We start from the raw sequence: 18,646 nt of genomic DNA on the forward strand, positions 1-18,646 counted from the left end.
ATCGCCGCGATGCGGTCGATCTGGCGGCTGCTTCCATCATGGTCGGGTTGACCTTTTCCTGGGGGCTGAACTACGTCGCCGCCAAGATCTCCTCTGCCGGCTTCGATCCGGTTTTCGTCTCGATCGCACGTTCGATCATCGGCGGGCTCTGTGTGCTCGGCTGGTGCTGGCTGCGCGGCATCAGGCTGTTTAAGGCCGACGGGTCGCTTGTCGCCGGCATCATCGTCGGCGTGCTGTTCGGCGTCGAGTTCCTGTGCCTCTATATCGGGCTGGAATACACGACCGTTGCCCGCAACACACTGCTGGTCAACACCATGCCGTTCTGGGTCCTGATCGGCGGCCATTTCCTGCTCGGTGAGCGTATCAACGCGCGCAAGCTTGGCGGGCTCGTGCTTGCCTTCTGTGGCCTTGTGGCGGTGTTTTCCGACGGGATTGCCGGCGGCACCGACGTGACCTTGATGGGCGATCTGCTCAGCCTCGGCTCGGGCATCCTGTGGGCGGCGACCAGCATCGTCATCAAGCGTTCGAAACTGGTCGAGACCAGTGCCGAGAAATTGCTGCTTTATCAGCTGGCCGGTGCGGCCATTGTCGGTGTCCTGGTTCTGCCTTTCGCCGGCCCGCCGATCCGCGCGGTCAGTGCCTTGCCGACATTGGCGCTGCTGTTCCAGTCGCTCTATATAGTTGCCTTCACCTATGTGCTGTGGTTCTGGCTGCTCAGGCGCTATCCGGCATCGGGCCTGTCGAGCTTCGCCTTCCTGTCGCCGGTGTTCGGCGTCCTCTGCGGCGCTATCATTCTGGGCGAGGCGCCGACGACCAGGATCTTTGTGGCGCTTGGGCTGATCGCTGTCGGCCTGATCATCGTCAACCGGCCGGCGCGCAAGCAGGTACCTGGATAGAAAGTTCGACCATGCGTGACATCCTCAACGATCTCGAAGCGGGAAAGCATCTGTCCGATCCGGATCCGGTGCGCCGCGCGCAGATCCAGATGAAGACGCACCTGCCGAAGCGCTTCTACAAGGACGTGTCGGTCGTAGCTGTGGAGGACGGTTTTGCCGTCCACCTCGATGGCAAGCCGGTGCGCACGCCGGGCAAGGCGCTGCTGGCGCTGCCGACCGAGAAGGCCGGCGCCCTGGTCGCCAATGAGTTCGCTGCACAGGGCGAGACCATCGACCCGGTCACGATGCCGGTGTTGCGTCTGGTCAACACCGCCATCGACGGCGTCGCCAGCGACCCGCAGGCGGTGCTGGAGGACGTCTTGCGCTTCGCCTCGTCCGATCTGACCTGCTACCGCGCCGACGCCCCGCAGGGGCTGGTCGAGCGGCAGAACCAGCATTGGGATCCGGTGATCGACTGGGCGAGGGTGACATTAGGGGCTCGGTTCAATCTCGCCGAGGGCATCATCCATGTCGAGCAGCCGCGCGAAAGCATCGCCATCCTCGGCGCCCATCTTGCCCAGCGTGCCGAGCCGCTGCGGCTGGCCGCAATCCATGTCATGACTTCGCTGACCGGGTCGGCGCTGCTGGCGCTGGCGGTCGATTACGGTGCGCTCGATGGCGATGCGGCTTGGGCCGCCGGCCATGTCGACGAGGACTGGCAGATCGAGCATTGGGGCCAGGATGCCGAGGCTGTCGCACGCCGCTCGGCTCGCAAACGCGACATGATGGCGGCCGTCGGCCTGCTCGATGCGCTGAAGACCTGATCCTCGGCCTTTGCCGCACTGCACCTAATACCAAAGTCATAAATCCAAGGTCTGTCTGCCTCCGGCGGTCGCTTTCTGTCATTTTTTATGCCGATGGCTGGTTCGAGTCGCGTTCAGAGGGAACGCCGACGATGACGCCCAGAATCGAAAGCAGACGGATTTCACGGGAGGACAGTTCAATGGCATTGGCATCGACCGCCGGCGGAAGCAGCCGCGGCATGACGCGGGAGGAGAAGAAAGTCATCTTCGCTTCCTCGCTCGGCACGGTTTTCGAATGGTATGATTTCTATCTCTACGGCGCATTGGCGGCCGCAATCGGCACCACATTCTTCGCCTCTTATCCGGAGGGGACGCGCAACATCTTCACGCTGCTGGTTTTCGCTGCCGGCTTCCTCGTGCGGCCGTTCGGCGCGCTGGTGTTCGGCCGTATCGGCGATCTCGTCGGCCGCAAATACACATTCCTCGTCACCATCACGATCATGGGCCTGTCGACCTTCCTGGTCGGCCTGCTTCCCGGTTCGGCGAGCTGGGGCATCGCGGCGCCCATCATCCTGGTTGGGCTGCGCATGCTGCAGGGCCTGGCGCTCGGCGGTGAGTATGGCGGTGCCGCGACCTATGTCGCCGAACATGCACCCGACGATCGCCGTGGCTTCTATACGTCGTGGATTCAGACGACAGCGACGCTTGGCCTTTTCCTGTCGCTGATCATCATCCTGGCCGTGCAGAATTCGTTGAGCAAGGAGGATTTCGCGGCCTGGGGCTGGCGCATTCCATTCCTACTCTCGGCCATCCTGCTCGCAATATCGGTCTGGATTCGCCTGACGCTTTCGGAATCGCCGGCCTTCGTCCGTATGAAGGAAGAGGGCAAGGGCTCCAAGGCGCCTTTGTCGGAAGCCTTCGGCCAATGGAAGAATGCAAAAATTGCGCTGCTGGCGCTTTTCGGCCTCACCGCCGGCCAGGCCGTGGTCTGGTACAACGGCCAGTTCTACGCACTGTTCTTCCTCACCAATGTGCTCAAGGTGGACGCGCAGTCGGTCAACATCATGGTCGCCATCGCGCTGGCGGTAGGCGCGATCTTCTTCGTCGTGTTCGGTTGGCTTTCCGACAAGATCGGCCGCAAGCCGATTATCATGGCCGGTCTTGCGCTGGCGATCGTCACCACTTTCCCGCTGTTTAAGGCGCTGACCTGGGCGGCTAATCCAGCTCTGGCAACGGCACAACAGACAACGCGTGCGACTGTGACCGCCGCGCCTGGCGACTGCAAATTCCAGTTCAACCCCACGGGCACTTTCAAATACACGACGTCATGCGATATCGCGACCGCCTTTCTCAGCAAGAACTCGGTGCCTTATGACGTCGTGACGACGGCAGCGGCTGGAACGCCTGCTACAGTCAAGATCGGCAACGAGACAGCTGAATCCTATGACGCGGTCGCGGCTGGCGATCAATTGAAGGCCAAAGAGGCAGCCTTCGGCAAGGCAATCAATATTGCCTTGCAGGATGGTGGTTATCCGCTGAAGCGCGCTGCCGCCAAGGTTGCCGACCAGAAGCTCGACGCCTTTGTCGCGGCCAACCCCGAACTGAAGCTCGACGCGGCAGCCATCCGCGCAGGCGAAAAGACCGCAGTCCCGACCGAGCAGGCGATCAAGGACAAGGTGCTGACCAAGGATGAGGCAGCCGGCGCCACCGAGGTGACCGTCTACAGCATTCCGGCAGCGGGTGCGTTTGCGATGTTTGCCGACCCGGCACAGGTCAACTGGGCCAAGGTCATCGGCATCCTGTTCATCCTGGTCCTCTACGTGACCATGGTCTACGGGCCGATCGCGGCGATCCTGGTTGAGATGTTCCCGACCCGCATCCGCTACACCGGCATGTCGCTGCCCTACCACATCGGCAATGGCTGGTTCGGCGGCTTCCTCCCGGCGATCGTGTTCGCGCTCAGTGCCTACAAGGGCGATATCTACTACGGGCTCTGGTATCCGGTGGTGATCGCGGCAATGTCGCTGATCATCGGCATGATCTTCGTCAGGGATACGCTCGGCACCGACCTGCATACCAAACAGTAGCCGACAGGTCTGTGTCATACAAAAAACCCGGCGCGAGCGATCGCGCCGGGTTTTTCATTTGTGGGCCTGTTCGATCTATCAGCGCGGAAGACGCCTAGCTCTTGCGAGGCTGTTCGGCGTCCGCAATGGCGGCCTCATGATACCAAGCCTCGCCATGGTCAAGCGGCTGATCGCGCAGCGAAGCAAGCTCTGCCGCAAACTTGGCCTTTACGCCTAAATTTGAGGCACCCGCACGCGCTGCCACCGGGAACATCAGGATTTTGGCCGACGGACGGGCTGAGGTGATTTCCATGGTCGGTCTCCTTTCTTCTGGAGAGGCTCTTCGATTCATCTTTCCATCAAGGTAAGTCCTGCAATCCATTTAGGCAAGATGCCTAAAGAAAGATCGGCATTTGCCTGTTATTTAAGCAAATTCTGCCTTTGATCGATCCGGGCGCATTGCTTAGGCGGCTTGCCTTCGTCACCGGCATGAAAGGGCATTTTTGCCGCACCCTGACCAACTGAAGTGGCACACGATTTGCATTTTATTGGCTTGGCAGCTGGGCTGCTGGATGGCTCGGCGCGCCGGCGTCATCCAGGTTCGGTGATCAAGCAACGAGAGGCTCTAGAATGACGAAATACAAGCTCGAGTATATCTGGCTCGATGGTTACACGCCGGTCCCCAATCTTCGCGGCAAGACCCAGGTCAAGGAGTTCGCCGAGTTCCCGACGCTCGAGCAGCTGCCGCTGTGGGGCTTTGACGGTTCCTCGACGCAGCAGGCCGAAGGCCATAGCTCCGATTGCGTGCTGAAGCCGGTTGCCGTGTTCCCCGATCCGGCCCGCACCAATGGCGTGCTGGTGATGTGCGAAGTGATGATGCCAGATGGCGTGACGCCGCATGTGTCCAACAAGCGCGCCACCATCCTCGACGACGAGGGCGCCTGGTTCGGCTTCGAGCAGGAGTATTTCTTCTACAAGGACGGCCGTCCGCTCGGCTTCCCCGAGAGCGGCTATCCGGCGCCGCAGGGTCCGTACTACACCGGCGTCGGCTATTCGAATGTCGGCCCGATCGCGCGCCAGATCGTCGAGGAGCATCTCGACCTCTGCCTCGCAGCAGGCATCAACCATGAAGGCATCAACGCCGAAGTGGCCAAGGGCCAGTGGGAATTCCAGATTTTCGGCAAAGGCTCCAAGAAGGCCGCCGACCAGATGTGGATGGCCCGCTATCTCTTGCAGCGCCTGACCGAAAAATACGAGATCGACATCGAGTATCACTGCAAGCCGCTCGGCGACACCGACTGGAACGGCTCGGGCATGCACGCTAACTTCTCGACCGCCTATATGCGCGAAGTCGGCGGCAAGGCCTATTTCGAAGCGCTGATGGCTCAATTCGACAAGAACCTGATGGACCACATCGCCGTCTACGGCCCGGACAACGACAAGCGCCTGACCGGCAAGCATGAGACCGCGCCGTGGAACCGCTTCAGCTACGGCATCGCCGACCGCGGCGCCTCGATCCGCGTGCCGCATTCCTTCGTCAACAATGACTACAAGGGCTACCTGGAAGACCGCCGCCCGAATTCGCAAGGCGACCCCTACCAGATCGCTTCGCAGATCCTGAAGACCATCGCGGAGGTTGCGACCAGCGCGCAGGTTTCGGCGGCCGCCTAAGCATCTATAGCGGCGCAGGCTTCGTAAGCCTGCGCCGTAGCCTGCTGCTATCACGTCTACGGTCTGCTATTGGTCAAACAAAAACCCCGGCGTCTGAACTGACGCCGGGGTTTTTCCTTGTCGCTGAGGCTTATCGTTCAGACCGAATAGTACATGTCGTATTCGACCGGATGCGGGGTCATTTCGAAGCGCATCACTTCGGCCATCTTGAGCTCGATGTAGGAGTCGATCTGGTCGTCGTCGAAGACGCCGCCGGCCTTCAGGAAGCCGCGGTCCTTGTCGAGGCTCTGCAGCGCTTCGCGCAGCGAACCGCAGACGGTCGGAATCTTCTTCAGTTCCTTCGGCGGCAGATCGTAAAGATCCTTGTCCATCGGCTGTCCCGGGTGGATCTTGTTCTTGATGCCGTCGAGGCCGGCCATCAGCATGGCGGCGAAAGCGAGGTAGGGGTTCGCGCCTGGATCGGGGAAGCGGACCTCGACGCGCTTGGCTTTCGGGGACGAGCCGAACGGAATGCGGCAGGAGGCCGAACGGTTGCGCGCGGAGTAGGCGAGCAGCACCGGGGCTTCATAGCCAGGCACAAGGCGCTTGTAGGAGTTGGTCAGCGGGTTGGTGAAGGCGTTGATCGCCTTGGCGTGCTTGATGATGCCGCCGATGTAGAACAGGCACGACTCCGACAGGCCGGCATATTCATTGCCGGCGAAGGTCGGCTTGCCGTTCTTCCAGATCGACTGGTGGACGTGCATGCCCGAGCCGTTGTCGCCGAAAATCGGCTTCGGCATGAAGGTGGCCGTCTTGCCATAGGCGTTGGCGACCTGGTGCACGACATATTTGTAGATCAGCATCTTGTCGGCGTTGCGGACCAGCGTGTCGAACTTGATGCCGAGCTCGTGCTGGGCAGCGGCAACCTCGTGATGGTGCTTTTCGACGCGCACGCCCATTTCGGCGAGCACGGTCAGCATTTCGGAGCGCATGTCCTGCGCGCTGTCGATCGGCGGCACAGGGAAATAGCCGCCCTTGACGCGCGGGCGGTGGCCGAGATTGCCGGTCTCGTAATCGGTGTCGTCGTTGGACGGCAGTTCGGTCGAGTCCAGCTTGAAGCCGGTGTTGTAGGGATCGGCCTTGTACTTGACGTCGTCGAAGACGAAGAACTCGGCTTCGGGGCCGACATAGATGGTGTCGCCGATGCCTTCGGCCTTCATGTAGGCCTCGGCCTTCTTTGCAGTGCCGCGCGGATCGCGGTTGTAGGATTCGCCGGAGACCGGATCGAGAATGTCGCACAGGATGACCATGGTCGACTGGGCGAAGAACGGATCCATGTGGACGGTGTCCGCATCGGGCATCAGCACCATGTCGGACTCGTTGATCGCCTTCCAGCCGGCGATCGAGGAGCCGTCGAACATGACGCCGTCGGCGAACATGTCTTCCTCGACCTCGATGACATCCATCGTCACGTGCTGCAGCTTGCCCTTCGGATCGGTGAAGCGCAGGTCGACGAATTTCACGTCGTTGTCCTTGATCTGCTTCATGATGTCTTTGGCTGTCGTCATGTCGTTTCTTCCCTGTGTGGATGACGTTTCGAGGAGACGTTAATCTGAAATCAGAAAGCTCAGACGGCGTCCATCCCCGTTTCGCCGGTGCGGATGCGAACGACCTCCTCGATGTTGGAGACGAAGATCTTGCCGTCGCCGATGCGGCCGGTCTGCGCCGCCTTGCGGATGGCTTCGATGGCGCCTTCGACGGCGTCGTCGCCCAGCACCACTTCGATCTTCACCTTGGGCAGGAAGTCGACGACATATTCGGCGCCGCGATAGAGTTCGGTATGGCCTTTCTGGCGGCCAAAGCCCTTGGCCTCGGTCACGGTTATGCCTTGCAGACCGGCCTCCTGAAGCGCTTCCTTCACTTCGTCTAGCTTGAACGGCTTGATGATCGCTTCGATCTTTTTCATGTAAAAAGTGGCCTCCACTGCCAAAAAAACGGGTTGTGCGCCCCGCTTGCGCCTCCATCAAGCACGAACTGTGCCAATTTCAGCCCACGCGAAGCGGTTTCGCGCAATTCCAATGCCGCGCCGCGCCGGGATGCACATTCGCGTCATCCTCTGCTTCGGCTGCGGCAAAGCTGCCCGAAGCCTACACATTGCCGCTTCGGGCGTCTGCACGATAATTAGGCAGATTGCGCATTTTGCAGGCCCGCGCGGATCCGTGCAGTTGGGCGGCCTGGCAGATTTGACCCATCATTCCCGGTGTGGGCATATCCGCGTCAACGACGCAGTGAAAGGTGGACGAATGAAGGTGTATCTGGGCGCGGGCAGTCTTCACGTGGCTCTGCCGGCTCCGGTGGCGGTTCGACTGGTGGCGGACCACCGCGCGCCGTGGATTTTCCATGGCGCGACAAACCTGACAGCGCCGCCTGCAACTTTGCATTCGGGCATTTGCGCGACAACCTTCCGCAGCTTTTGGCGGTGAATGGACGCATCCATGCCGAGACCATTGTTTCGGCTGCGGGAGCGATTGCCGGTTTTGCCGCGCAGTGCGCTCTGCTCAGCGGCCGCACACCCGAGCTAGACATCGTGACGACCAAGGACGGGTCGCGTTTCCTGTTCGGCGAGCCGCTGAACGAGATGCTCTTTGCCCGCGACGACAAGAAGGCTCCGGAGCGGCTCTGGAACCTCGCTGCCGGAACGGCGATCAACAACGGCCTGCCGCCGAATGGTATGCCTTCGCTGGAGGCCATGTTCGCCCATGTCTCGCAGACGCTGGGCGGCCCACTGGAGGGGCTGCCGTCGTTCGGCAAAAATCATCATCCGCATTTCCCGGTCAGGAAGCTGCTTGGATTTGCATGGCCAGTGGCGGTGACGTGTCTGACCGGCCGTCTGCCGAATGCGACAATTGTCTATGGCGAGGCCGATGTGATCAATTGGCCGGCCATCACCGCCAATGTGGCGGCATTGATTCTCGGTCAGCCAAGGATTTGCTCGACCCGAAGCTGGGTCTCACCATCGTCATGGAATCGGCGATCTATGCCTCAAAGCTCGATCCGGGCCTCGTGTCCGGCGGAGCTCCCGACGCTGCCACGCAAGGCGGATGAACCGAAGGACGTACCAGCGATGGGTTTGCCAGCCGGCGCCAAATTGGAACTGCTGTCGCCGACCGAGATGGCGGATGCCGACCGGTTGGCAATCGCGGCCGGTCCACTGGACGGCTATGGCCTGATGAAGCGCGCCGGCGAAGCGGTCGCGGCGGTGGTGTTGGCGCGCTATCCTTCAGCCACTAGGGTGCATGTGCTGTGCGGCCCCGGCAATAATGGCGGCGACGGCTTTGTCGTGGCGCGGCTGTTGGCGGAGACGGGTGTCGAAGTCGCGCTGTGGACATCAGGCGAACCGAGGGCAGGCAGCGATGCCGCGATCGCCGCGACCCAATGCCTGCTGGAGCGCAAGCCGCTAGCGGCTTTTGCCGCCGAGCCCGGCTCGTTGATTGTCGATGCTCTCTATGGCGCGGGCCTATCCAAGGACCTTTCGGGCGATGCCGCACGCGCGGTCGACAGTGCTGCCCGCCTGTCTGTTGTCGCCGTCGATTTGCCTTCAGGTGTCTCAGGTGACAGCGGCGACATTCTCGGCACGGCATTTCGTGCCGACATCACCGTCACCTTCGCGCGCAAGAAACCGGGGCATCTGCTGTTGCCCGGCCGGGACCGATGCGGCGAGATCGTCGTCGCCGATATCGGCATTGGCGACGACATCATCGCCCAGGTCGCGCCGCGCGCATTCGAAAACAAGCCGGCGTTCTGGCTCGACGCGTTGCCGGTGCCGGCCGTCGATGCACACAAATACAAACGCGGCCATGTCGGCGTCTTCTCCGGCGGACCGTCGGCGACGGGTGCGGCGCGGTTGGCCGCACTTGCCGCTGCAAGAAGCGGGGCAGGGGCCGTGACCATGCTGTCTCCCGCCAATGCCATGCAGGTGAACGCCACGCATCTGACCGCGATCATGCTGCGCAAGGCCGACGCTATCGAGGACGTGCAAGACTTTCTCGGCGATCGCCGGTCGTCGAGCTTTGTCCTCGGCCCGGGCTTTGGTGTTGGTGACAAGGCGCGCGATTTCGCCCTCGCCGTGCTCGGCAGAGCACGGCAAGAGGGTGGTGTTGAAGGGTTGGTGCTCGATGCCGACGGCATCACGTCTTTCCGCAACGCGGTCTCAACGCTGTTCGAGGCGGCCGGCAGGCCGGATGCGCCAGCATTGGTCATGACGCCGCATGAGGGCGAGTTCGGCCGACTGTTTCCCGACATCGCCGACGACAAAAGTCTGTCCAAGCTCGCCAAGGCGCGCGCAGCCGCTGAACGAGCCAACGCCATCATGGTCTACAAGGGCGCCGACACCGTCATCGCGGCGCCGGACGGCCGCGCGGTGATCAACGCCAATGGTGCACCATGGCTCGCCACCGCCGGTTCCGGCGACGTGCTGGCGGGCATTGTCGCCGCGCTGCTGGCGCAGGGCATGCAGGCATTCGAGGCCGCCTGCGCAGCGGTCTGGATCCATGCCGAGGCCGGCAGCCGCTTCGGACCGGGTCTGATCGCCGAGGATCTGCCGCTGGCGCTGGTGCCGGTGCTGCGTGAACTTGTCGAGGCACGGCAGAAGGTGCCGATCGGATGAAGCGTTTCGCGCTCGCCATTGCAGCCATCATCGCGCTGTTCGCCTCGCATGGCGTGCGCGCTGAGCAGCCGGTGACCATCGTCGACGATCCGGCGGTGCTCGCCGCCCTCGATGCCAAGGGGTTTGGCTTCGCCGGCATTTTCGCCGTCGACGGCGCGGACGATCTGAAGACGCTCTACAGCGAGGTGCCGGCCTATCGTGCTGTTGTCGACATGGTTGCGGCCGATATTGCCACGCTACGGGCCGAGATAAAGGCCGGCGGGCGCACGCTCTACGAGGTGACCGACGGCAATGTCGGCCGCATCATGGATATGCGCTGGCTGAAGACCGAGGCCGCGCGCTTCCGCCTGGTCGGCGTCGTCAACCGGCTGGACCGGCGTGACTTCACCGCGCTGCAAGGTGACAAGAGCTGTGGCGAGGTGCGCTTTGTCTATCGCCTGGCCTACAGTTTCCGCAAGAACGGCAAGGTTCTGGCATCGCGGCTGCCATTCAATTTCAACGCCGTCTACAGCGTGGCGCCGGATGCCGATGGCGGCTGCGTCGGCGTTGCCGGGCGCTGGACACCGCAGATCGACGAAAACGTCGATGCCGGCTGGCTGGCCGGCGGTTCGCTGGCACCGGAGGAACTGACGTTCAAGCAGCTTGAACTCAATGCGCAGGTGGTGCGTTTTCCCTCGGGACAGGAGACCGAATTCGGCGGGCAGGCGGCCTATCTGATGCGGATCTTCGGTATCGATGGCGCTGCCATCAGCGAGAAGCCGCTGGAGAATACGCCTGACGTTGCGCGGCTCTCGGATGATGCCGCACTGAAGAAAGGGCTCGCCGACTACGTCAGCGCCAATGTCGCGGCCGTCGATCTCGGCGTCTACGAAATCCCCGACGAATTCCTGGCCAAGAAAATCATCTCGTGGTCGACCTTCGGCAGCGCGAGACGGGCCAACCATCCGTTCACGCCGCTGTTCCAGCCAGCGGATTTCGCCGGCTTGGACTATGCGGCGCTGAAGCTGGTGCGGACACCGGAGGCGCTGGTCGAGCGGCTGGACAATGGCGCCTGCCAGGGCTGCCACCAGGCGGGCTCGACGGCCGGCTTTCACTTCATCGGCCTCGACGACAAAACGACGTCGCCTCTCAACCGGATCGAGGTCGGCATCTCGCCGCATCTCCATGCCGAGATTGCGCGACGTGAGGCCTGGCTGCGCGCGACGGAAGAAGGCAAGGAGCCGAACCGCTACCGGCCGCTGTCCTTCGCGCCGCCGGCGACATGGACCGATGCCGGCGATGTCGGCTACGCCCCGGCCGAGATCGCGATGCCGTGCCTGATGCCGGATGATGCAAAACGCTTCGGCGCGACTTGGCAATGCGGTGGCGGCACCGTCTGCACGCCGCTGGCGACGGCCTCAGGCGTGCGCACCACGCTGGCGCAATGTCTGTTGCCCAAGGACAGTCCAAAGATGTTTTCGGGCCATCCCTGCCTGACCGGGTCGATCTCCAGCAACCCGTCTCAGCCGTTCAACGACCGCTACAAGATCACCGGCCAGTTCGCCGCTTTTGCGCCGACCTTTTCGCGGACCGCCTACACCTGCCGGCCACCGAAAATCGGCGTACCGGCAGGCATCGCTTATCGCGCCTGCGACGACAAGGACCGCAGCTTCGCCGCCTTCAAGACGGGCAAGCCGATGCCATCGGAAATTTGCGGCATGGTCGGCGGCAAGAAATTCGACACCTGCGTCGCCACCAACAATTTCGACCAGTGCCTCGGCGGCGCGGTCAACCGCGGCAACCGTCCCGCATGTTCGGCCGATCATTTCTGCCGCGAGGATTATATGTGCCAGTCGCTGCCGCCGGACACGCCGGGCGCCGACAAGGTAAAAGGCATCGGCTACTGCTCGCCGACCTATTTCATCTTCCAGATGCGCATCGACAACCACGCAACGCCTTGGGCGACCGCGACCAGCGCCCCCAGGGATGCGGGGTTCGGCGCGGCGGAAGAGGAGTGAGCCTGCGAGTTGGGCGACCACCAGTTCAGCGCTGGAGATAGTCTTCCATCCGCGCAGTCCATTTGGTGTCGAATTCCGCAATATGCCGCTGTGCTACGCTCGAGTTCAGCAGCGTCGAGAGCGCGGTCACGGCGATCGGGTCCAGGTCGGGCGGCTCCGTGTAGCCAAGCGCCGCCAGCCGTTGAGCCCATGATGGATGGGTAGACTTTGCGTCATCCGGGCTTGCCCACGCCTTGCGGGCGCAAACATTGAGGCAAATGGGTTCTCGCAGCTGGCCGGCAGCTTCCAGCACGCGCTCGAGCGGCGCTCGCGGCGGACGCAAAGCACCTCGCAATTCATGCTGCAAAGGGTCATAGACCGTCTCCGTGAAATGCACGTCTGCCGTGGCAAGAAGCAACAGCGCGCGTGCGGCGTGCTCGGCGTCGCCGGAGGATGCCGCGTGTCGATCTGCCTTGATCTCCGCTTCGCGCGAAAGCCGGATTTCTTCCCGCTCGAACGATTGCGCCAGCCAGCCGATAGCGGCGTGGAGCAGGCTGCCTGTGATCGTGGTTCCGGGCGGGGCATACTCGAAGACAAATCCGAAACCGTTTTCGAACTCAGCGAGATTGAGGCTGCCATTGGTATCCTTGTTGCGCACATGCGCGTCCTCATGGGCAAGGATCGCGGCAAGCGCTCTTTCATCGGTCACTGCGAGGAGAGGGATGCCAATGGTTAGAAACAGCCGATTGCCGAGAAGGCCGAGAAGCGTGCGCTCTTCGCGCACGCTGGCGTTCAGGTTGCCCTCTAGTATGACAACCGTGCGCGCAGCACGGCGCGGTCCGGCGACGCTCCGCCACAGCGCCCACAGGCCGGGCGCTTCTGCTTCACTGACGCCTTTGATCTTGCTGCGTCGGAAGCCCGCAAACAATGTGCCGAACAGAAATGCCAAGGCCGTGGTGGCGATCGGCATGACGACAAAGCCGCTGGCCATAAACCAGATCGGATGGTTGTCGAGCAGGGACATCCAGACGCAGAAGACGACGAGGGCGGGAACAACGAAAAACAGGACCGTGAACCTGCCAAACCGCCGACCGGCGCTGATGATCAGTCGCGACATTGGATGTTACAACGGGATGTTGTCGTGCTTCTTCCAAGGGTTCTGCATGTCCTTGTTGCGCAGCATGCGCAGTGCCCGGGCAATGCGGCGGCGGGTCGAATGCGGCATGATCACCTCGTCGACATAGCCGCGTTCGGCGGCGACGAAGGGCGACAGGAAACGGTCCTCGTAAGCCTTTGTGTGAGCTGCGATCTTTTCGGCGTCGCCAATATCCTTGCGGTAGATGATCTCGACCGCGCCTCTCGCCCCCATCACCGCGATCTGCGCCGTCGGCCAGGCATAGTTCATATCGCCGCGCAGGTGCTTTGAGGCCATCACGTCATAGGCGCCGCCATAGGCTTTGCGGGTGATGACCGTGATTTTCGGCACGGTCGCCTCGGCGTAGGCAAACAGGAGTTTCGCGCCATGCTTGATCAGGCCGCCATATTCCTGCGCGGTGCCGGGCAGGAAGCCGGGTACGTCGACGAAGGTGACGATGGGAATGGAAAAACAGTCGCAGAAGCGCACGAAGCGCGCCGCCTTGCGGCTTGCGTCGGAATCGAGCACGCCGGCCAGCACCATCGGCTGGTTGGCGACGAAGCCGACGGTGCGGCCTTCGACGCGGCCGAAACCGGTGACGATGTTCTTGGCAAAGTTCTGCTGGATCTCGAAGAAATCGCCTTCGTCGGCAACTTTGAGGATCAGCTCCTTGATGTCGTAAGGCTTGTTGGCGTTGTCCGGGATCAGCCGGTCGAGCGACAGATCATGGTCGGTGACCGACTGGTAGCACTCGATCTCAGGAAGCTCCGACGTATTTGACGCGGGCAAAAGGTCTACCAGCCGGCGCATCTGCAACAGCGCCTCGACGTCATTGTCGTAGGCGCCGTCGGCGATCGAGGATTTGGTCGTGTGGACGGACGCGCCGCCAAGGCTCTCGGCCGTCACCGTCTCGTTGGTGACGGTCTTCACCACATCCGGCCCGGTGACGAACATGTAAGAGGTGTCGCGGACCATGAAGATGAAGTCGGTCATGGCCGGCGAATAGACGTCGCCGCCGGCGCACGGGCCCATGATCACGGAAATCTGAGGAATGACGCCGGATGCGAGCACGTTGCGCTGAAAAATCTCGGCATAGCCGCCTAGCGCCGCCACGCCTTCCTGGATGCGGGCGCCGCCGGCGTCGTAGATGCCGATGATCGGCGCGCGGTTGCGTAGCGCCATCTCCTGCACCTTGATGACCTTTTCGGCGTGAGCCTCCGACAGCGAGCCGCCGAAGACGGTAAAGTCCTTGGCGAACAGATAGACCGGACGGCCATTGACGGTGCCCCAGCCGGTGACGACACCATCGCCGGCGATCTTGGTTTTCTCCATGCCGAAGTCGGTCGAGCGATGCTCGACATACATGTCGAACTCCTCGAACGAGCCTTCGTCGAGAAAGACATCGATGCGCTCGCGCGCGGTGAGCTTGCCCTTCTTGTGCTGGGCGTCGATGCGGGCCTGGCCGCCGCCCATGCGGGCGATCTCGCGGCGGCGCTCAAGTTCCTTCAGCACGTCCTTCATCGCTCGGTCCCCAGAAATGGCAGCTGCCTTTGTGGTAATGATGGCTGCAGGCGTGCGCAAGCGCCGCTTTCGCAGTCGATTTTGCTGCGCTGCAACATGTCGCCCCTTGCATTCCGGGGCGAACTCAGCCATATGCAGCCCATAGGCGCTTGGGCCGGGAGATTCCGGCCTTCTCGACAAATGAGACTGGTTGCGTCTGTTTTCCCTCTTTCCGGTATATCGGCCCCTCTTTCCGATACATCACGAAGTGGCGAAAGAGCCCCGTGGCATGACGCCTGCGGGCACGACAGCGCAGCCGAGTGGACGTTTCCGTCCGCCCGCCTTGTCGTTTCATATCAATTTTTTCGGCGGCAGGTTGCGCCCTGCCGCCATCGATGTTTGCGGCCAAGACCGCGTGAAAGAAGACTATTTTGACCAACGAAAACACCTCAGCCGGTAACGCGATCTCGACCGGCAACACTGCGGACCTCACCGGTTTCGCAGCTCTTGGGATCACGGGCGCGCTGCTCAAGGCGACGCATGGCGCCGGCTTCACCGAGCCGAAGCCGATCCAGACGCAGGCGATCCCGCCGCAGATGGAAGGCCGTGATATCTTCGGCATCGCCCAGACCGGCTCCGGCAAGACCGCGGCCTTCGCGCTGCCGATCCTGTCGAAGATCATCGCGCTCGGCACCAAGCGCCGGGCCAAGACCACCCGTGCGCTGATCCTGGCGCCGACGCGCGAACTCGCCGTCCAGATCGAGGACACCATCAAGATCCTCGCCAAGGGCGCGCATGTCTCAACCGCTCTCGTGCTTGGCGGCGTCTCGCGCTTCAGCCAGGTGAAGAAGGTTGCGCCCGGCGTCGACATCCTGATCGCCACGCCCGGCCGCCTGACCGACCTGGTGCGCGAGGGCGACCTCATCCTCTCCGACACCAAATGGCTGGTGCTCGACGAGGGCGACCGCATGCTCGACATGGGCTTCATCAACGACGTCAAGCGGATCGCCAAGGCGACCGCGCCCGACCGTCAGACGGTGCTGTTCTCGGCCACCATGCCCAATGAAATCGCCGAACTGGCGAAGGGCCTGTTGAAGAACCCGATCCGCGTCGAAGTCGCGCCGCAGAGCACCGCTGCTGCCGAAATCGTGCAGGGCGTTGTCTTTGCCCGCACCAAGCAGAAGCGCCAGGTGCTGTCGACGATGCTCGCCGACGAAGCGATGAAGTCCGTCATCATCTTCTCGCGCACCAAACATGGCGCCGACCGGGTGACCAAGGACCTCGAACGCGACGGCTTCAAGGCCGCCGTCATCCACGGCAACAAGTCGCAGAACGCCCGCCAGAAGGCGCTCAACGATTTCCGCGAGGGCTCGGTGCGCATTCTCGTGGCGACCGATATCGCGGCGCGCGGCATCGACGTCCCCGGCATCAGCCATGTGGTGAATTTCGACCTGCCGGATGAGGCCGAAAGCTATGTCCACCGCATCGGCCGTACCGGCCGTAACGGCATGGACGGCATCGCCATCACGCTTTGCGATCCTTCCGAAAACAGCAAGCTGCGTCAGGTCGAGCGCATCATCCGCAGCAAGCTGCCGATCGTTGCCGACCATCTCGGCAGCCCGGATCCGGTGCGCAATCCGGCCGAAAAGAACGAGCGCTTCGAGCCCGCCAATGATCGCAACGACCGCAATGGACGTCGCGACGGCAGGCGGCCCGGTGGCCAGAACAACGGCTTCGCCAAGAAGCGTTTTGGTGACAAGCCGGCCTTTGCGGGTGCAAGCGAGCGCAAGCCGGAAGGCGCCAAGGCCTTCAAGGGCAACAACAAGCGCCGCTTCGGCGGCAAGCGGCCCGCGGCGCGGGCTGCCTGATCAGACGAACCGGTCAGGCTCGTCGAGCCTGGCTTGATTGCTGACGATTGAATATGAGGACGGCCGGGGCAATGCTTCGGCCGTCCTTTTTCGTTTAGGGCTGCCCGGCAATTGCCTGAACCCACACGACGATCCGCTGCGCCAGGAATGCCGTGGTCGAGGGCGACAGCGCGTCGCCGGCAATGACGTGGTTGTCGGGATCGCCATTGTCGTCGACGGGCACCAGTTCATGCGGTGCGCCCCAGCGGCCGGCGATTTCGCGGGTGCGATCCTGGCGCACCACCTTGTCGGAATCCGAGAAGATGAACAGCGCCGGTATGGTTGCCTTCTCCACAGGCGCTGCGTAGGCAAGGTTGGTCAGCGCCGCCATCGGTAGCACGGCTGCCATTGGATATGTGTGCGTCCAGAGTTTCTCGTGCAGCGCGTTGCGGGTCGGAAAGCTGCGCTCCTTGCCGCCGACGAACTCGGCGATCTGCCTGCCCCAGGGCATGGTCAGCAGCTCGGCGCCTGCAGCCCTGACGCCGAAATTCGGCGAGATGAATGCGATCGCAGCGACGCCGTCCGATGCGCCAGGCTCAGTCGCCGCCCATGCCGCCAGCGATCCACCGGTCGAGGTGCCGATGACGATCACCTTGTCGCCGATGGCCCGGCCGATGGCGAGCGCCTCCTCATAGTCGTTGATCCAGGCATTGACGCTGCCTTGCGCCATAGCAGCGCCGTCCTGACCATGACCGGTGAGGCGGGTGTAGAAAAGGTTGGCGTCGAGTTGGTCGGCGACCTCGTCGGCCAGCGGGCGAACCTCGCCCTTCGATGCCGAAAAGCCATGGATATAGACGATCGCCAATGGCGTCTTGGCGTGAACCATCGGATCGGCCCAGATGATTTCTTTCTCGAGCGCGTCGCGGACGTTGGGCACGGTAGCCTCTTCACGCGCGATATACGCTTGCGAATCGTCGCCGATCACCTTGGGGTCGAAGCTGATTGTTGTGTCGACGGGAACGCGCGGACCAAGCAGGAGGGCCAGGACAAGGATGATGACGACGCCCAGCACCGCAAGCACGATCCGTCGCCCCATCTCAGACACCACAACAATTCTAAAGCCTATGGCGGCCGGTGCAGTCAGGCAACAGCCGGGCTGTGGACAGCTATTCGTTCGGCGGCTTGCGGTCGAAATTCAGCGGCCGCCCTGTCCAGCGGGTCGCCGTGCTGATGAACCACCGGCAGACTGGCCTTGGCAGCAGTGCCAGCAGCTTCAGCCCCCAACTCAGCCGGTGAGGGAAGGTAACCTCAAAGCCGCCATGCTCGATGCCGCGCAGCATGCGGCGCGAGGCGCGGTTGACCGGCATCAGTCCCGGCATTGGCAGCATGTTCTTTTCGGTCAGCGGCGTGTCGATGAAGCCCGGATTCATCACCTGGATCCGGACATTCATCTTGTCGAAATCGTATTTCAGCGACTCGGCCAGGATGTTGATCGCCGCCTTCGAGCCGCCATAGGCCGCCGTGGTCGGCCAGCCGAAATAGGCGGTAACCGATCCGACAAGCACGATATGGCCGCGCGCACGGATGCGCATGCGCTCCATGAGCGGGACGAGGCCATTGATGATACCGAAATAGTTGACCTCGAAGGTCTGGCGAAAGTCGCGGACCCTGAGGTCTTCGCCGGGCGTGGCGATGTAGTTGCCGGCGTTAAAGACGGCGAGCACGATCGGCCCGAGCTCCTTTTCAATCGCCGCCACCGTGCTTGCCATGCGCGGCTCATCGGTGACGTCGCAAGGGTAGGCGGCGACACGTCCCGGCATCTGCGCCGTCTCGACGATGAGCGCGTCGAGTGGGTCGCCGTCGAGTGCGGTGACCGCGACGACAAAGCCCTTTGACGCGAGGTCTTTGGCCAGCGCACGGCCGATGCCGCTGCTGCCGCCGGTTATCCAGGCGACGCCGTGCTTCGGGTTGGCCCGGTAAAGTGTCATTCTGCGCCCTGCCGATCTGTCATTAGTGCTCTAGCGGTGAAAAAATCGAATGAAAAGAGCGCTTTTCCGTACTGGCCGAAATGATAGTCATCGCGCTTTGTGCGGCCGCGGGAGATTGCAGTGCCCGAAATGCGACTGGA

Annotated in this window: 14 protein-coding genes; 7 read left to right on the forward strand and 7 right to left on the reverse strand. The window is 62.5% G+C overall.

Annotation, left to right across the window (positions count from 1 at the left end):
* The first annotated feature begins 38 nt into the window (after positions 1 to 38).
* The 3 genes from NKI46_RS08730 to NKI46_RS08740 all read left to right on the forward strand — a co-directional run bounded on the left by NKI46_RS08730 (position 39) and on the right by NKI46_RS08740 (position 3,765).
* Positions 39 to 896: a DMT family transporter gene (locus NKI46_RS08730; protein WP_502896809.1), complete on the forward strand. Its 858-nt coding sequence runs from the start codon at positions 39 to 41 to the stop codon at positions 894 to 896.
* Between the two features lie 11 nt (positions 897 to 907).
* Positions 908 to 1,699: an ATP12 family chaperone protein gene (locus NKI46_RS08735; protein ID WP_023748694.1), complete on the forward strand. Its 792-nt coding sequence runs from the start codon at positions 908 to 910 to the stop codon at positions 1,697 to 1,699.
* Positions 1,700 to 1,878: 179 nt separating this feature from the next.
* Positions 1,879 to 3,765 (forward strand): MFS transporter, encoded by a 1,887-nt coding sequence (locus NKI46_RS08740; RefSeq protein ID WP_023743043.1) that lies wholly within the window; start codon positions 1,879 to 1,881, stop codon positions 3,763 to 3,765.
* Between the two features lie 94 nt (positions 3,766 to 3,859).
* On the opposite strand, the gene NKI46_RS08745 is transcribed toward NKI46_RS08740, so the two are convergent.
* Entirely contained in the window at positions 3,860 to 4,057 is a 198-nt protein-coding gene (locus NKI46_RS08745; protein ID WP_023672773.1) for a DUF2735 domain-containing protein, read from the reverse strand.
* 317 nt (positions 4,058 to 4,374) lie between these two features.
* Between NKI46_RS08745 and NKI46_RS08750 the strand changes: the two genes are divergently transcribed.
* On the forward strand, positions 4,375 to 5,415 hold the full coding sequence (locus tag NKI46_RS08750; RefSeq protein WP_023748691.1) for a glutamine synthetase beta-grasp domain-containing protein: 1,041 nt from the start codon (positions 4,375 to 4,377) through the stop codon (positions 5,413 to 5,415).
* 137 nt (positions 5,416 to 5,552) lie between these two features.
* On the opposite strand, the gene glnA is transcribed toward NKI46_RS08750, so the two are convergent.
* Both glnA and NKI46_RS08760 read right to left on the reverse strand, forming a co-directional pair.
* Entirely contained in the window at positions 5,553 to 6,962 is a 1,410-nt protein-coding gene (gene glnA / locus NKI46_RS08755; RefSeq protein ID WP_023672775.1) for a type I glutamate--ammonia ligase, read from the reverse strand.
* A gap of 59 nt (positions 6,963 to 7,021) precedes the next feature.
* Positions 7,022 to 7,360 (reverse strand): P-II family nitrogen regulator, encoded by a 339-nt coding sequence (locus NKI46_RS08760; protein WP_006205430.1) that lies wholly within the window; start codon positions 7,358 to 7,360, stop codon positions 7,022 to 7,024.
* A 1,158-nt stretch (positions 7,361 to 8,518) separates the two neighbouring features.
* Between NKI46_RS08760 and NKI46_RS08765 the strand changes: the two genes are divergently transcribed.
* Positions 8,519 to 10,060: an NAD(P)H-hydrate dehydratase gene (locus NKI46_RS08765; protein ID WP_352745885.1), complete on the forward strand. Its 1,542-nt coding sequence runs from the start codon at positions 8,519 to 8,521 to the stop codon at positions 10,058 to 10,060.
* Entirely contained in the window at positions 10,057 to 12,057 is a 2,001-nt protein-coding gene (locus NKI46_RS08770; protein WP_352745759.1) for a hypothetical protein, read from the forward strand. The genes NKI46_RS08765 and NKI46_RS08770 overlap by 4 nt, the downstream gene beginning before the upstream one ends.
* Positions 12,058 to 12,082: 25 nt before the next feature.
* Here NKI46_RS08770 and NKI46_RS08775 read toward each other — a convergent pair whose 3' ends face one another.
* Together NKI46_RS08775 and NKI46_RS08780 are read right to left on the reverse strand one after the other, a co-directional pair.
* Entirely contained in the window at positions 12,083 to 13,153 is a 1,071-nt protein-coding gene (locus NKI46_RS08775) for a M48 family metallopeptidase (protein WP_352745762.1), read from the reverse strand.
* Positions 13,154 to 13,159: 6 nt separating this feature from the next.
* Entirely contained in the window at positions 13,160 to 14,692 is a 1,533-nt protein-coding gene (locus tag NKI46_RS08780) for an acyl-CoA carboxylase subunit beta (RefSeq protein ID WP_023682585.1), read from the reverse strand.
* Between the two features lie 410 nt (positions 14,693 to 15,102).
* On the opposite strand from NKI46_RS08780, the gene NKI46_RS08785 reads away from it, so the two are divergent.
* Positions 15,103 to 16,539: a DEAD/DEAH box helicase gene (locus tag NKI46_RS08785; protein ID WP_031193338.1), complete on the forward strand. Its 1,437-nt coding sequence runs from the start codon at positions 15,103 to 15,105 to the stop codon at positions 16,537 to 16,539.
* A gap of 94 nt (positions 16,540 to 16,633) precedes the next feature.
* On the opposite strand, the gene NKI46_RS08790 is transcribed toward NKI46_RS08785, so the two are convergent.
* Both NKI46_RS08790 and NKI46_RS08795 read right to left on the reverse strand, forming a co-directional pair.
* A complete protein-coding gene (locus NKI46_RS08790; protein WP_352745765.1) occupies positions 16,634 to 17,614 on the reverse strand; it encodes an alpha/beta hydrolase in 981 nt (326 codons plus the stop codon).
* Positions 17,615 to 17,684: 70 nt separating this feature from the next.
* A complete protein-coding gene (locus NKI46_RS08795; protein ID WP_023710548.1) occupies positions 17,685 to 18,506 on the reverse strand; it encodes an SDR family oxidoreductase in 822 nt (273 codons plus the stop codon).
* Positions 18,507 to 18,646 lie beyond the last annotated feature (140 nt).

Origin of the sequence: Mesorhizobium sp. M0615 (genome assembly GCF_040320805.1) — a bacterium.
Taxonomy (GTDB): domain Bacteria; phylum Pseudomonadota; class Alphaproteobacteria; order Rhizobiales; family Rhizobiaceae; genus Mesorhizobium.